The following is a 14699-nucleotide window of genomic DNA, read 5'->3' on the forward strand; positions in this document are numbered from 1 at the left end:
CCGCCCCCGACCGCGGTGAGCTGCAGGTCGTTGACCCGGTAGTAGAAGATGTCGGCGTCGAAGCGCACCCGGCCGTCGGCCAGCTTGCCCTTCACGCCGGCCTCGTACGACATCACCGTCTCCTTCTTGGCGACGGAGAGCGTGTCGCCGAACACCAGGCGGCCCTGGATCGAAGGGGCCCGGTAGCCGCGGGCGATGCGGGCGTAGAGGTTCAGGTCGTCGGTCGCGGCATAGGTGGCGTTGACGTTGAAGCTGACCTCGCTGGAGTCGGGGCTGGTGGTCAGGATGGCGGTGTTGGGCGCGCCGAACGGCGATTGCGTGCGCTGGGCCAGGAAGTCCTTCTTGTCGTCGGAATAGCGGACGCCGCCGCCGACGTTGAACTGCTCGGAGACGTCGTAGTCCACGTTGGCGAACACTGCCCAGCTCTCGGTCACCTGGTTCTGGTAGGCGAAGCCGTCCTGCGCGCCGCCGGCCAGGGTGTTGAAGCTGTAGCTGTCGATCTTGGCCGACTCGCGGAAGTAGAAAGCGCCCACGGTGTAGGCCAGTTGCCCGGTGTCGCCGGCCAGGCGCACTTCCTGGGTGAACTGGCCGTGGAACGGGATGGCGTCGGCGCTCTCCGACGGGAACGGAATGAACCCGGGGCCGGAGGGCGGCGCGAATACCGCGCCGAAGCCGCCGTCGATGTCGGCCCGCGAGTAGGCATCCACGCGCTCGTACGCGGTGATCGAGGTCAGGATCGGCGCATCTTCGCCGAAGTCGTAGGTGAGTTTCAGATTGGCGCCGGAGGACTCCACCTTCTGTGTCTCGCGGCGCTGGGCGTCCTGGGAGATCACGTCGCGCTTGAAGCCGGCGACGAAGTTGTTTGTCCCCGGCCGGATGATGTTGGCGTGGAACACCCGCGGCGTCCCATCCAGGTGCTGGTAGTGGATGTTGAGCAATGCGCTCAGCGCCTCACTGGGGGTCCAGAGGAGCTGGCCGCGGAGGGCGAACTGCTCGTAGCCCTCGGAGTCGTTCTTGTCGCCGCCCTGGGTGTTGTCCACCCAGTCGCTGCGGCGCTGATAGAGGCCGGACAGGCGCCCGGACAGCACGCCGGGCACGATCGCCCCGCCCACCGCGCCTTCGAGGTTCACGGTGTCGAAGGTGGCATAGGAGGCCTGGGCGTAGCCGCCGAAGTCCTGGCTCGGCTTGACGCTCTCGAACTTCAGCACCCCGGCCGGGGTGTTGCGGCCGAACAGAGTGCCCTGGGGTCCGCGCAGGACTTCCACCTGGGCGATGTCGAACAGCGGGAAGCCCTTCAGCACCGGGGTTTCCAGCACCACCTCGTCGTAGACGAAACTCACCGGCTGGCTGGCGTTCAGGTCGAAGTCGGTGTTGCCGAGACCGCGGATGTAGGGTCGCGGGAAGGTGCGGCCGAAGCTCGATTCCATGGTCAGGCTGGGCACCCGGGCCGACAGCATGCGGATGTCGCCGCCGCCCGAGCGGATGGCGTCCAACTTCTGGCCGCCGACCGCGGTCACCGACAGCGGCACGTCATTGATGTTCTCGGCCTTCTTCTGGGCGGTGACGATCACCTCGCCCACAGTGGCGACGTCATCAGCCGCCGCGGCCGGGAGAGCCAGGGCGAGTGCGAGGACGGAGGCGGAGGCGCAGGCCATCAGGCGCATGGTGTTCATCGGTGACCCCTCGGTGTCGGCGAAGCGACTCGCCAGGGGCCTAGCTACACCACGCGGCGTGGCCGAGGCGCGTTCCCGCCCGTACCGTCACACGATCGTCGTAGGTGCGTGATCGGCGGGCAACAGTCGCGGTGCGGCGCCTAGCCCGGCCGCGCTCCATCTGCTTTTACGATGCGGTCGGCTAGGCGGGTGCGAGGGAGGCGCGCGACATGGCGCTCAAATCCATCCTGCGTGGCGGATACCAGGCGCTGCGGCGACTGGGCCTGGCGCTGAGTGCGCCGCGGCTGGACCGGCACTATCTGGGCGCCGACATTCCGGCGCCGCAGCGCGCGGTGCATGGCGCGCTGCCCGGCCTGGTGGCCGAGGCCGCGGGCCGCCCCGGCATGCGGGTGCTGGAGATCGGCGCGCGCGAGGTTACCGGCGCCTATGGCCTGCGCGAGCAGCTTGGTGCGGCGACCTACGTCGGCTTCGACGTCTATCCCGGCCCCAACGTCGACGTCGTCGGCGACGCGCACCGCCTCTCCAGCTACTTCGACGAGCCCTTCGACGTGGTCTTCTCGTCCGCGGTTTTCGAGCATCTCGCCATGCCCTGGGTGGTCGCTGAGGAAATCGCCGCGGTGCTGAAGGTCGGCGGCCTCCTGTTCATCGAGACCCACTTCGCCTACGGCGCGCACGAGCGGCCGTGGAATTTCTTCCAGTTCAGCGACATGGGCCTGAAGGTCCTGTTCGGAGAGCCCCTCGGCTTCGAGTGTCTGGAAGCCAGCCTGCAGACCCCGATCGTGGGCCGCTTCTCCCACCTCGCCCCGCCCTACCTTCGCTACCGCCCGGTGACCGGCCTCTACTGCCACGCCATCTACGTCGGCCGGAAGGTCCGCGAACCGAATCCCGACTTCCGCTGGCGCGACCTCGACCTGACCGCGGTCGTCGGGGAAACGCGGTATCCGCAGGCGAAGGCCTAGTTCCTGTACCGCGCCGCGAGCCGCTTGGAGTCGGCGGCGGTAAGACCGGCGGGCCAGGCCAGGCCGCCGCGCCACTTCAGGCGGTGGCAGCCGGGACAGGGCCAGGCCACTCGCCGGGCGATGTCGCCGAGGCGGGTGGCGTGACCGCCGGACTTCAGCTCGTGCAGCCGCGCGATCACCCGCTCGGGATCGTAGGGCTTCTGCCAGCCGCACATGGCGCATGTGAGGACGAGCCGGCATCCCGGATAGCGGCGGAAGTCGCCTATCGAGGCGGCGTCGTCGAGGGGAATGGGCCGCAAGGGGCCCGGCGGGGCAGGTCGCATGTTTGTGAACATAACATGAACATATACCTGCCCGCGAGTCGCTTTGTCAGGCGCCCAGCCAGTCGAGAAGCTCGCCGTTGATCTCGCGCGGGTAGGTGTGGCTGAGGTCCTCGATCTCGCGCCAGGTGACGCTTGCCCCGGCTGCGGTAAGCGCCTGGACCGCTTCGCGCGCCATCGACACCGGGAACATCCAATCCAGCGATCCGTGCGTGACATGGATCGGCAGGCCGGCGATCCGGCCGGGATCGGCCATCTGGGCCAGCATCGGGTGGAAGGCGGCCGACACCGGGGCCAGGTGGGTGAACGGGGAGTCCGGCTCCAGTCCACTGACGTAGCTGAAGGTGCCACCGTCGCTCATGCCGGTGAGCAGGATGCGCGCGGGATCGACGCGCCAGCGGCTGCTGACCGCCTCGACCATCTCCGTCAGGTTCGGCGTGTCCGGATCGGGGCCGGAGATCGCCCAGGTCTGGCCGACGGCGGTGGGCGCCGCCAGGATCACGCCGCGCGTACGGGCCTCGCGCAGCCAGCTCCAAAGGAAGGCCCGGCCATGGCCTGATCCGCCGTGCAGCGCCACGACCAGGGGATGGGCGGTGGCGGGATCGTAGGTCTCCGGCACATAGAGCGAGACGCCCCCCTTCTCCCCCCGCTCGTTGGCGAAGTGGAAGATGCCCGTTTCCGGCGCGGGGTTGGCCAGCCGCGCCTGGAGCGCGGCGTCCTCCCGATGGGCTATATCCAGGAAGAAGCGGCTGACGGGCGGCAGGAGCGGGCTGAGCGGGTAGAGGTGCTCCTGGGCGCGGGGCAGCTGGCCGAGCGCGCGGTAGGCGGTCCCGACATCCTGGCTGACGGCGGCCTCGCGCAGGCCATCGAACGCCGCGAGCGCGGCGTCGGCGGCGGCGCCCAGGGGGTCGCGGACGTCGGCGAGCGCCTCGGGCCAGGCCTCGAGACGGGGCCGCGCGGCCCTCAGCGGCGCGTCCGCCGCGCCGATGGCGTCCACCACGGCGGCAAGCTGCGGCGGATGCAGGTAGCGCCCGACGAAGGCCACACCCTCCAGCGCCTGCAGGAGCGGCGGGACCAGCGCCATGAGGTCGTCGAGTTCGCGATCGTCCAAGCTGTGGCTCCCGGTTTGGGGCCAGGGTAGCGCGTCCCGCCGCCGTTATCAGCCCACGGCGACCGCTGGGGCCGCTTCCTCGTCCGCGACGACGCGGGCGATCTCGGTGAGCAGGGCGCTGGGCGAGATCGGCTTGGCGACGACGCCGTTCATGCCCGCCGCGCGATATTGGGCCGTCTGGTGGGCCATGACGTTCGCCGTCAGGGCGATAATCGGCACCTGGGCGACAGGACCCAGCAGCCCGCGGATCGCCCGCGCCGCCTGCAGGCCGTCCATGTGGGGCATCTGCACGTCCATGAGGATCAGGTCGTGGGCGCCGCGGCGCGCGGCCTCTAGGCCCGCCAGTCCGTCCTCGGCCTCCTCCACCGTGGCGCCCAGCCGCACGAGCATGGTGCGGGCCACCAGGCGATTGGTGGGATTGTCCTCGACCAGCAGGATCGAGACGCCGTCCAGCAGGCCCTCGGCCGCCGGCTCGGCGGCGACCGGGTCGGCAGCTGGAGCGTCGAAGGTCGCCCAGAAGGTCGAACCCCTGCCCTCGGCGCTGGTGAAGCCGATTTCGCCGCCCATCATGTGGACGAGGAGCCGGGTGATCGCCAGCCCGAGACCTGCGCCGCCGAAGCGCCGCGCGGTGTCGCCCTCCGCCTGGCGGAACCGCTCGAACAGATCGGCCTGAGCGTGGAGAGGAATGCCGACGCCGGTGTCCGTGACCTCCAGGCGCGCACGACGGCGCTGCTTGCCCACGGAGCCGACGTCCAGCCGCACGGTGACGCTGCCGCGCTCCGTGAACTTCACCGCGTTGCCGATCAGGTTGAACATCGCCTGGCGGATGCGGACGGGATCAGCCTGGACCCAGAGTCGATCGCCGATGATCTCCCAGGTCAGGTCGATGCCCTTGGCGCGGGCCTGGGGCGCCAGGAGCGCGCCCACGGCGTCCAGGGCCTGGCCCAGGTCCATGGCCTCCGGGGAGAGCTCCAGCTCGCCGGCGTCGATCTTCGAGAAGTCGAGTACGTCGTTGAGCAGCTGCGAGAGCATCCGGCCGCAGTCGTCGGCCTGGCGCATCAGCTCGCGTCCCTCAACGGAGATGTCCTCGCGCCGCAGCAGGTGCAGGGCGCCCAGGACGCCGTTCATCGGCGTGCGGATCTCGTGGCTGACGTTGGCCAGGAACTCGGCCTTGGCCTGGGTCGCGGATTCCGCCTGCTCCTTGGCCTCGCGCAGGGCGCGCTCGGCCGCCAGGCGTTCGGTGACGTCGTGGCTGACGTCGATGACGCCCACGGGCGCGCCACTCTCGCAGACCGCCTTGGCGCTGCTCTCCAGCCACACCCAGTGGCCTTCCTTGTGCCGGACACGCGAAATGATGACCTCGGAGCTTGTCGGATCGGCCAACAGGCGCGCCTTGGCGGCCCGCACAGACGAAAGGTCGTCGGGGTGGACGATCTCGCCGCGGGACCGTCCGACCAGCTCGTCGGGCCGATAGCCCAACACCCGGAGGCAAGCCGGCGAGACGTATTGGTGCAGGCCCTCGAGATCGATCCGGGCGATGACGCCGGTGACAGTTTCCGTCAGGATTTCGTAGTTGTGCAGGCTGGCGTTCAGCCGGCGGTTGGAAGCCTGGACCGACGGGGTCTCCATGGCGCGGCCCAGACTGAAGATCAGGCCAAGGCCCAGCGTCGCCCAGACGGGCGCGAGTTCACGCCAGTCGCGGCCACCGGACGCAAGGAATATCGCCAAGGCGCCGGCCGCCGGCGCGAAGCCCGCGAGCAGGAACACCGCCGGCACATTGTGGAACAGCAGGACGGTGACCGACACGATGGCCAGGGCCACGGCGAGGCCGGCCGCCTGGCCGGTGACCGTGCCGGCGCTCCAGAACAGGCCCGCGAGCAGCATCCACCACAGGTTCCCCACCGTGTAGCTGGCCGTGAAGCTGGCCCGCCTCCCGCGGCTGACCGGCGCGCCCGTCCCGAACGGACGCGTGGTCGACCAGCTCCAGGCCTCGATCAGGCCGGCGCCGCCGATCCAGACCAGGGACCAGGCGGGGGCCACGACCAGCAGGGCCACAGCAGCGGCCACCAGGGTGATGATGACCCGGGGCACGGTCACCCCGCGCATCGCCACCGCCGCCTCGTCCATGACCATGGCGAAGCTCGGGGCGACGCGGCCCGTATGGTCGTTCAGTTCCGGACCGCGACTCCGAGGCATCTCCCCAGGTCGCCCGGCCCCAATGAGAACTTCCCTAACCGCGCCTGCGACAAACCGTCCCGAGCCGAGAAGCTCCGACTTGAGAATGATTCTCATTGCGGCCGGTTTGCGCCTGACTTAAGAACGCCTCGCATTCTTAGTCGCAGTAAGTCGGGCGGGGACAATGGTTGGAATTTCGAACGGCGTGGCGGCCAGGAAGAAGCGCGCGATGACGTGCGCCATCGCCGGCCTCGCCGGGCTTTCGCTAGGTGGCGCCGCCCAGGCCGCCGATGCGGCGGCGGACAGCGCCATGGCCACGTCCGACGCGGATCAGGCGATCACGGTCACGGATATCGAGGTCCAGGGCCAGATCCTCAAGCAGAACAACCCGAAGGTCACGGCCGCGCCCCTCGACAATCCGCAGAGCGTCACCGTGATCCCGCAGGGAACGATCGCCGCGCAGAACCTGCTGTCATTGCGCGACATCCTCTCCACCGTGCCCGGCATCACCTTCGGGGCCGGCGAGGGGGGCGCGGGCTTCGGCGACTCGATCAACCTGCGCGGCTACACGGCCACCAACGACGTCACCCTCGACAACGTCCGTGACGGCGCCCAGTACAGCCGCTCCGACCCGTTCAACATCGAGCAGATCGAAGTCACCAACGGAGCCAACGGAGTCTATTCGGGCGCCGGCTCGGTGGGCGGGACGATCAATATCGTCTCCAAGCGTCCGACCGGCCGCAACACGACCATCGCCTCCGGCGCGGTAGGCACGGAGGACTACTGGCGCGGCACGGTCGATACGAACCACACGCTGAACGACAGCGTCGCGGTCCGCCTGAACGGCATGATCCACCGCAACGACGCGCCCGGCCGCGACGTGGAGCGCTTCAAGCGCTGGGGCGTCGCCCCCTCGATTACCGTGGGCATGAACGGGCCGACCCAGTTCACGGCGATGTACTTCCATCAGGAAGACCGCAACGTCCCGCAGTACGGCGTGCCGTTCTTCAATGCCCGCCCGCTGCCTGGCGTCGATCCGGAGAGCTATTTCGGCTATCGCAACATCGATCGTCAGGACCAGGACGTCGACATCCTGACCGGCACACTCGACCACGACTTCGGCGGCGGCCTGAAGATCCGCGCCCTGACCCGCTACCAGCAGGTGGACGCCCTCACGGTCGTCGACGCGCCGCAGGGGACCTACTGCCTGGCGAACGGCCAGAAGCCGGTGGCCTGGAGCCAGTCGACGACGGCCACCGACATCACCGGCTTCGCGCCCTGCCTGGCGACCGACCCCGCGCCCGGCTTCTACCAGCCCAGCGGCCCGCGCGGTCGCTCGCGGGACGCCGCCAACGAGCTGCTGCACACCCAGATCGACCTGACCTGGGATGGCGAGATCGGCGGCATGCAGCATACGCTGGTGGTCGGCGCCGCCGCGTTCGACGAGGACTACCGCCTGGACACCGGCGAGGTGCTTCGCACCGCCACCGGGGCGGTGGTCCCGCTCCCGCCGATGCTGATCTCCGACCCGGACAACACCTACGCCGGGCCGGTGAACTACATCCAGACCAGCCGCCGGGACGGATCGCGCAGCAACCAGGCCGTCTATCTGTTCGACAACATCCAGCTGACCGAGCGGTGGGCCATCAATGGCGGTATCCGCTGGGAGCACAACAAGGCCTCGACCCGGACCGACGCTTCCGACATCACACCCGGCCCGAACCTGGGCGTCGTCACGCCAGGACAGACGTTCCGCAACACCGACAACCTGCTGACCTACCGCATCGGCGTCGTCTACAAGCCGATACCCAACGCGAGCCTCTACGTCGCCTACGCGAACGCCGAGACGCCCTCGCAGGCGACCGTGTCGGGCACATGCGACGCCACCAACTGCAACCTCGACCCGGAACAGTCCGAGAGCTTCGAGGTGGGGGGCAAGTGGGACGTGGATGGGCGGCTGTCGCTGACCGCGGCGCTGTTCCGCAACGACCGGACCAACTACCGCGTGGCCTCCGGCGACCCGGCGATCCCGACTCAGGTCCTCGACGGCAGCGCGCGGGTGGACGGCGTGTCGCTGGGCGCGTCGGGCCGGATCACCGAGCAATGGTCGATCTTCGCCAACTACACCTATCTGAAGTCGAAGGTGCTGCGCGGCGCGTCCGAATTCCTGGCGGCCCTCGGCCAGGACTTCACCAAGGGCGACGACCTCGCCGGCGTACCTGACCACGCCTTCAGCCTATTCACGACCTATGACCTGCCGCACGAGATCCAGATCGGCTACGGCGTCACCTACCAGGGCGAGTACTACCTGACCCAGCACGGGACGATCACCGGCTCGACCCCGCCGGCCCGCACCACCATCCCGCGGCCGAAGGCGAAGGACTACATGGTCCACCGCGCCACGATCGCCTGGAACGCGACCCCCGATCTGGAGCTGCGGCTGAACATCAACAACCTGTTCGACAAGGTCTACTACACGCGCGTCCGCACCAACCTCGCCGGCTGGGCCACGCCCGGCGATGGACGGAACGCGACGCTCACCGCCAACTACCGGTTCTGACCTCCCCCCAAGGGAACCGGCTAGTGCGCCCCGCCCGTGCTGCTCGCAGGCGGGGCGCAATTCGTTCTAGGCTCGCTCCATGATGCTTCATGTCCCGGACGTGCTGACCCCGGCCCAGGTGGCCGAGCTGCGCGCCCTCATCGACGCCGCTTCCTGGGAAGACGGCAACGCCACCTCCGGCCCCCAGTCGGCGCTCGCCAAGCGGAACCGGCAGTTGCCGGAGGGTTCCGAGGCGGCGCGACGCGCCGGCGCGGTCGTCCGCGAGGCGGTGAGCGGGAACCCGCTCTTCATGTCGGCCGCCCTGCCCCACACGGTCTATCCGCCGCTGTTCAACCGCTATGGCGCCGGTGACGGCTTCCGCGCCCACGTGGACAACGCCATGCGGTTCCAGCGCGATCAGGGGGTCCGGATCCGCACCGACCTGTCGGCGACGCTCTTCCTCAGCGACCCTGCCGACTACGACGGCGGCGAGCTGACCGTAGAGGACACCTTCGGGGTCCATGAGGCGAAGCTCCCAGCCGGTGACCTGATCCTCTATCCGGCTTCGAGCCTGCACCGGGTGGAGCCCGTCACACGCGGCGAACGGATCGCCAGCTTCTTCTGGATCCAGAGCCTGGTGCGCGACGACGCCCGCCGCGCGTTGCTGTTCGACATGGACCTCGCGATCCAGTGCCTCGCCCGGACGGCCGGCCAGGACGGCGCCGAGATCGTCGGCCTGACCGGCGCCTACCACAACCTGCTGCGCATGTGGGCCGAGCTCTGATGAGCCAATTGAGACTGCAGTCGCCAGGGCCGCCTGCTAGGCTTGCCGTATGGTGCGGTCACAGGTCTGGATTCGCGCCTGACCGGAGGGTCTGACCCCGATGCCTGACGGCGAAGCCCGCGCGACCGTCCGCTCCGAAGCCCGGTTCGGACAGGGATTCATCACCGACGCCTGGTACCTGGCGGCCCTGTCGGCGGACCTGAAGCCGGGCAAGCTCAGCCATGCGGAGATGATGGGCGAGCCGGTGATGCTGGGCCGCAGCAGGGGTGGAGTGGTGTTCGCCCTGCGCGACGTCTGCCCTCATCGCGCCGCGCCGCTCTCCGCAGGGGGCTTCCACCGCGACGCGGACGGCGTGGAGACGGTGCAGTGCCCCTATCACGGCTGGCGGTTCGGCGTGGATGGAGCCTGCGCGGCGATCCCGTCGCTGACGGCGGATCAGGAGATGGACGTGAGCCGGGTCCGCGTGCGGCGCTATCCGGTGGCCGAGAGCCAGGGCCTGGTGTTCATCTGGTTGGGGGCCACGCCGGCGAGCGAACCTGACAGCCCCCCGCCGCAGTTCCCCGGCGTGGTCGGGGGCAAGCCGAAGCTGGTCGACCGGATGGTGTTCGACGCCCATATCGATCAGGCCGTGATCGGCCTGATGGACCCCGCGCACGGCCCCTACGTGCACCGGCAGTGGTGGTGGCGCGCCGCCGGCAGCGAACACGACAAGCAGAAGCGCTTCGAGCCTGCCGAGCAGGGCTTCGTCATGGTGCGTCATGCGCCCTCCAGCAACAGCCGCGCCTATGCTGTGCTCGGCGGCAAGCCCGCGACCGAGATCACCTTCCGCCTTCCGGGCCTGCGCTGGGAGCATGTCACGGTCGGCAGGCGCCAGGTGCTGTTGCTGACCTGCCTGACGCCGATCGACGACAGCCACACCCGGGTGACCCAGATCGCCTGGTCCGACCACCCGGCGTTTACGCTGCTGAAGCCGGTGATCGCAGCCTGGGCGCGGGCCTTCCTGCGCCAGGACGCCGGGATGGTGCAGCTCCAGGGCCGGGGGCTGAGGGACGATCCGACGCTCATGTGGATCGACGACGCCGACCGCCAGGCCAAGTGGTACCAGGCTCTCAAGCGCGAACACCTCGCCAGCCGCAAAGCGGGCCGGGCCTTCGTGAACCCCGTGGAACCCGCCACCCTGCGCTGGCGCAGCTAGGCGTCAGGCTTAAGCCCCGCTCATCTCGCCGGCCACCCGCCGGGCGGCGGCCTGGGGATCGTTCGCGGCAGTGATCGGGCGCCCGCACACGATGTGGGAAGCGCCGGCCTGGAGGGCTTCACGGGGCGCGGCGGAGCGGGCCTGGTCGTTCTTCGCCGACCAGTCGGGGCGTACGCCGGGCGTCACCACCAGGAAGTCGCGGCCGCCGAGGGCGCGAGCCAGCGCCGCCTCGCGCGGACTGCAGACCACCCCATCGCAGCCGGCGGCGATCGCCTGGTGCACGCGGCGCTCCACCAGGGCGCGGACGCTGTCGGGGTAGCCGATCTCGGCCAGGTCGTCGTCGGAGAGACTGGTCAGCACGGTCACCGCCAGGATCTTCAAGCTGGAGCCGCCGCGGCCGCGGACCGCCGAGGCCATCACCTGAGGCTCGGCGTGGACAGTCAGGAAGTCGCCACCGGCGGCGCCCAGCACCGCGGCGGCTCGCTGTACGGTGGTGCCGATATCGTGCAGCTTCCAGTCCAGGAAGACCTGCTTGCCGGCCGCCTTGAGTTCCCGCGCCAGGGTCATCCCCTCGCCCGTGGCGAACAGCTCGAGGCCAACCTTGTAGAAGCTGACCGCGTCGCCCAGCGCCGCGATCGTCGCCCGCGCCTCGTCAACCGAGGGCACGTCCAGGGGCACGATCAGGCGAGGATCGGCCCCCATTGCCTTCGAACCTTCGGATGATTGCGCGAGCGTGGCGGCGGCGGCCATGGTTTTGGCTCCGGTGGGGCGCGGACAATTCCGCGGTCGATTTGGGCTAAGGCCCAGGGATGAGCCAGACAGGGTTCGCGGTCAACCCGCCCGCCGCCGTGGCGCGCCCCGGCCCATGAGCGCCAGCGCCAGATTCTCAGGGATCAACTTCACCAGGGCGGCGGCGGCCTTGTTGGGTCCGCCCGGTATGCAGACGGCGTGGTTGGCCTCCATGCCCGCGTAGCCGGCGGCGGCCACCGCCTCGGCGTTCATCCACATCCAGGGCGGGATCGTCGCGCTCATCTGTTCGCGGCTGCCGTTGACGTCGTGAAACTCGGAGTAGGTCATCCCCGGGCAGAGCGCGGAAACATGCACGCCATCGGCTGCGACCTCCAGGTGCAGGGCCTGGGAGAACTTCACCAGGAAGGCCTTCGAAGCGCCGTAGAGCGCCGCGCCGGGCGAGCCGGGGATCAGGCCGGCCAGGGAAGCCACGTTGACGATGCGGCCGAACCGGCGCTCGACCATCCCGGGTAGCACGCGGTGCGCCAGCTCGCAGGGGGCGGTGACCATCACCTGGATGAAGGTCGCGTGCTCGGGCCACGCGACCTCGCCGTAGCCGCCCGCCACACCGTAGCCGGCGTTGTTGATGAGCACGTCGACGCGCCGGCCCTGGGCCGCAAGGTGGTCCAGGATCTGAGCCGACGCCTCGGGTCGGGCGAGGTCTGCGGCGAGTGTCAGGGCCTCCACGGCGTAGCGGCGTCGGATCTCCTCGGCCAGCGCCTCCAGGCGGTCCGCGCGGCGGGCGGTCAGGCCCACGTCATAGCCGTGGCTGGCCAGAAGCCGGGCGAAGGCCGCCCCGATTCCCGCCGAGGCGCCGGTGACCAGCGCAAACTTCCGAGTCATGGTCATCCCTTGGTTGAGCGCGAAACTAGGCCATGACGTCACCCATTCAAGGCAGCGGCCGGATGCGTGACGGGTTGCCCGGCGCCACGCGATTGAACGCCGGCCGGATTGGGTGTATCGCGCCGGCCGCGTGACGGCATCGGGCCGCCCAGGGGACAGACGTTCGTCCCCGGAGATACTGGATGGCTGATCCGGCCGGCGCTCCTGAGAACGGGGCGGAGGGGACGCATCACGCGCCCAAGGAAAAATACTGGGCGCTGGTCCTCGGCTCGATCGGCGTTGTCTTTGGCGACATCGGAACCAGCCCGCTCTACGCCATGCGCGAGGCCCTGGCCCACAGCCGCGGCGGCGGGGGCGGCGAGCTCGCGGTGCTGGGCGTGGTGTCGCTGATCACCTGGGCGCTGATCCTCATCGTCACCATCAAGTACGTCGTCTTCCTGATGCGCGCCGACAACAAGGGCGAGGGCGGCACTCTGGCCCTGATGGCCTTGGCCCAGCGGGTCAGCCCCGGTCGACGGTCGACGATCATCCTGGGCCTGGGGATGCTGGGCGCGGCGCTGTTCTACGCAGACGGAATCATCACGCCGGCCGTGTCGGTGATGGGCGCTGTCGAGGGCCTGCGCGACGCGCCGGGCGTTCCCAAGCAGGCCGCAGACTGGGTGCTGCCGATCGCCGCCGCCATCCTCGTGGCGCTGTTTCTGGTCCAGTCGCGCGGCACAGCCAGCATGGCCAGGTTCTTCGGACCGATCACAGCGGCCTGGTTCCTGGTGCTGGCTGGACTCGGCCTCTACCACATCTTCGAAGACCTCTCGGTGTTTCGGGCGCTGTCGCCGCACTACGGCGTCATCTTCCTGCTCGACAACGGTTTCCTGGGCTTCATCATCCTCGGGAGCATCTTTCTGGCCGTTACCGGGGCCGAGGCGCTCTACGCCGATATGGGCCATTTCGGGCGCAACCCGATCCGCGCGGCCTGGTTGGTCCTTGTGCTGCCGTGCCTGCTGCTCAACTACCTCGGCCAGGGCGCGCTGGTGTTGGCCCACCCTGAGGCGCGGACCAATCCGTTCTTCGAGATGGTGCCGCAGGTGATCTACTGGCCCGTGCTGCTTCTCGCCACCGCAGCGGCCGTCATCGCCAGCCAGGCGGTCATCACCGGCGCCTTCTCCATGACCCAGCAGGCGGTCCAGCTCGGCCTGTTCCCGCGCATCGACATCCGTCGCACGTCCGAGACCCAGGCCGGGCAGATCTTCGTCCCGACCGTGAACAACATGCTTCTGGTCGGCGTGTTGCTGCTGTTGTTCGTATTCCGCAGCTCTTCCAACCTGGCCGCCGCCTACGGCATCGCCGTCACCGGATCGATGTTCGTCGACACCCTGCTGTTCTTCTACATCGTCCGCTACATGTGGAAGCGGCCCGTCTGGCAGGCGGCGCTTGCCTCGGCCACCTTCGGGGCGCTGGACGTCGTGTTCATCGCCTCGAACCTGCTGAAGATCCCGCAGGGCGCCTGGCTGCCGCTTGCGCTTGGCGCGACCCTGGTGCTGATCATGTGGACGTGGAATCGCGGCGCCGCGATCCTTGCCGAGAAGAGCCGCCGCGATAGCGTGCCCCTGCTGGAGCTTGCCGACATCCTCAAGGCTCGAGCGCCGCATCGCGCCCCGGGCACGGCGATCTTCCTGACCTCAGACCCGGACACCGCCCCGGTCGCCCTGATGCACAACCTCAAGCACAACAAGGTGCTGCACGAGAAGAACATCATCCTGTCGGTCTCGGTGTCGGAGACCCCGCGGGTGGCGGACGACGCCCGGGTCCGCATCGAGCCGGTCAACGACGACTTCAAGAAAGTGACGATCGGCTACGGCTTCATGGAGAGCCCCAACATCCCCAAGGCGCTGACGCTCTGCCGCAAGCAGGGGCTGAAGTTCGACATCATGGCCACGAGCTTCTTCCTGGGACGGCGCAGCGTGGTCCCCTCGGCCCAGTCCGGCATGCCGCTGTGGCAGGACAAGGTGTTCATCTTCCTGATGCGCAATGCCGCCAATCCCACTGACTTCTACAAGATCCCGCCGGGCCGCGTGGTCGAGATGGGGACCCAGGTCACGGTCTAGGCTTGAAGCGCGCGCCCGTTCGCCCCTATAGGCGCGCGACTTTCCGCTCTCTCCGAAGGCTCTCCGATCCCCATGGCCGACATCAAGAAGGTCGTGCTCGCCTATTCAGGCGGGCTCGACACCTCGATCATCCTGAAGTGGCTGCAGACCGAGTACGGCGCGGAGGTCATCACCTTCACCGCCGACCTGGGCCAGGGCGAGGAGATCGA

12 protein-coding genes are annotated in these 14699 nt (G+C 69.2%); 6 read left to right on the forward strand and 6 right to left on the reverse strand.

The window, feature by feature from the left end; translation table 11 throughout:
* Window positions 1-1673 (reverse strand): TonB-dependent receptor (locus tag QZV94_RS01375; protein WP_293676002.1); only part of this gene is annotated, 1673 nt, incomplete at its 3' end.
* Between the two features lie 209 nt (window positions 1674-1882).
* Between QZV94_RS01375 and QZV94_RS01380 the strand changes: the two genes are divergently transcribed.
* Window positions 1883-2632 (forward strand): class I SAM-dependent methyltransferase, encoded by a 750-nt coding sequence (locus tag QZV94_RS01380; protein ID WP_293676003.1) that lies wholly within the window; start codon window positions 1883-1885, stop codon window positions 2630-2632.
* On the opposite strand, the gene QZV94_RS01385 is transcribed toward QZV94_RS01380, so the two are convergent.
* The 3 genes from QZV94_RS01385 to QZV94_RS01395 are packed head-to-tail and all read right to left on the reverse strand — an operon-like array spanning window position 2629 to window position 6259.
* The gene (locus QZV94_RS01385) at window positions 2629-2967 is read right to left on the reverse strand and encodes a hypothetical protein (protein ID WP_293676004.1); all 339 of its coding nucleotides are present in this window, start codon (window positions 2965-2967) and stop codon (window positions 2629-2631) included. The two genes, QZV94_RS01380 and QZV94_RS01385, sit on opposite strands and share 4 nt — an antisense overlap.
* Window positions 2968-3001: 34 nt before the next feature.
* On the reverse strand, window positions 3002-4063 hold the full coding sequence (locus QZV94_RS01390; RefSeq protein WP_293676005.1) for a hypothetical protein: 1062 nt from the start codon (window positions 4061-4063) through the stop codon (window positions 3002-3004).
* A gap of 48 nt (window positions 4064-4111) precedes the next feature.
* On the reverse strand, window positions 4112-6259 hold the full coding sequence (locus QZV94_RS01395; protein WP_293676006.1) for a PAS domain-containing hybrid sensor histidine kinase/response regulator: 2148 nt from the start codon (window positions 6257-6259) through the stop codon (window positions 4112-4114).
* 208 nt (window positions 6260-6467) lie between these two features.
* On the opposite strand from QZV94_RS01395, the gene QZV94_RS01400 reads away from it, so the two are divergent.
* From QZV94_RS01400 to QZV94_RS01410, 3 genes are all read left to right on the forward strand, one after another.
* Window positions 6468-8798 carry a TonB-dependent siderophore receptor gene (locus tag QZV94_RS01400; RefSeq protein ID WP_293676007.1) on the forward strand — a complete coding sequence of 777 codons (2331 nt, stop codon included), beginning with the start codon at window positions 6468-6470 and terminating at the stop codon, window positions 8796-8798.
* Window positions 8799-8877: 79 nt separating this feature from the next.
* Window positions 8878-9561 (forward strand): Fe2+-dependent dioxygenase, encoded by a 684-nt coding sequence (locus QZV94_RS01405; protein ID WP_293676008.1) that lies wholly within the window; start codon window positions 8878-8880, stop codon window positions 9559-9561.
* A 100-nt stretch (window positions 9562-9661) separates the two neighbouring features.
* Window positions 9662-10756, forward strand: coding sequence for an aromatic ring-hydroxylating dioxygenase subunit alpha (locus QZV94_RS01410; protein WP_293676009.1), 1095 nt, complete (start codon window positions 9662-9664; stop codon window positions 10754-10756).
* Between the two features lie 9 nt (window positions 10757-10765).
* On the opposite strand, the gene pyrF is transcribed toward QZV94_RS01410, so the two are convergent.
* Window positions 10766-11458 (reverse strand): orotidine-5'-phosphate decarboxylase, encoded by a 693-nt coding sequence (pyrF, locus tag QZV94_RS01415; protein ID WP_293676013.1) that lies wholly within the window; start codon window positions 11456-11458, stop codon window positions 10766-10768.
* A 129-nt stretch (window positions 11459-11587) separates the two neighbouring features.
* A complete protein-coding gene (locus QZV94_RS01420) occupies window positions 11588-12388 on the reverse strand; it encodes an SDR family oxidoreductase (protein ID WP_293676010.1) in 801 nt (266 codons plus the stop codon).
* Window positions 12389-12570: 182 nt separating this feature from the next.
* On the opposite strand from QZV94_RS01420, the gene QZV94_RS01425 reads away from it, so the two are divergent.
* Together QZV94_RS01425 and QZV94_RS01430 are read left to right on the forward strand one after the other, a co-directional pair.
* Entirely contained in the window at window positions 12571-14490 is a 1920-nt protein-coding gene (locus tag QZV94_RS01425; protein ID WP_293676011.1) for a potassium transporter Kup, read from the forward strand.
* A 72-nt stretch (window positions 14491-14562) separates the two neighbouring features.
* On the forward strand, window positions 14563-14699 hold a 137-nt coding region (locus QZV94_RS01430; RefSeq protein WP_293676014.1), incomplete at its 3' end, for an argininosuccinate synthase domain-containing protein.

Origin of the sequence: uncultured Phenylobacterium sp., from assembly GCF_902826855.1 — a bacterium.
GTDB lineage: Bacteria > Pseudomonadota > Alphaproteobacteria > Caulobacterales > Caulobacteraceae > Phenylobacterium.

Coding starts and splice junctions, on each gene's coding strand:
- QZV94_RS01380 (WP_293676003.1), top strand. CDS start 1,883: ATGGCGCTCAAATCCATCCTGCGTGGCGGATACCAGGCGCTGCGGCGA.
- QZV94_RS01385 (WP_293676004.1), bottom strand. CDS start 2,967: ATGTTCACAAACATGCGACCTGCCCCGCCGGGCCCCTTGCGGCCCATT.
- QZV94_RS01395 (WP_293676006.1), bottom strand. CDS start 6,259: ATGCCTCGGAGTCGCGGTCCGGAACTGAACGACCATACGGGCCGCGTC.
- QZV94_RS01400 (WP_293676007.1), top strand. CDS start 6,468: ATGACGTGCGCCATCGCCGGCCTCGCCGGGCTTTCGCTAGGTGGCGCC.
- QZV94_RS01405 (WP_293676008.1), top strand. CDS start 8,878: ATGATGCTTCATGTCCCGGACGTGCTGACCCCGGCCCAGGTGGCCGAG.
- QZV94_RS01410 (WP_293676009.1), top strand. CDS start 9,662: ATGCCTGACGGCGAAGCCCGCGCGACCGTCCGCTCCGAAGCCCGGTTC.
- pyrF (WP_293676013.1), bottom strand. CDS start 11,458: ATGGGGGCCGATCCTCGCCTGATCGTGCCCCTGGACGTGCCCTCGGTT.
- QZV94_RS01420 (WP_293676010.1), bottom strand. CDS start 12,388: ATGACTCGGAAGTTTGCGCTGGTCACCGGCGCCTCGGCGGGAATCGGG.
- QZV94_RS01425 (WP_293676011.1), top strand. CDS start 12,571: ATGGCTGATCCGGCCGGCGCTCCTGAGAACGGGGCGGAGGGGACGCAT.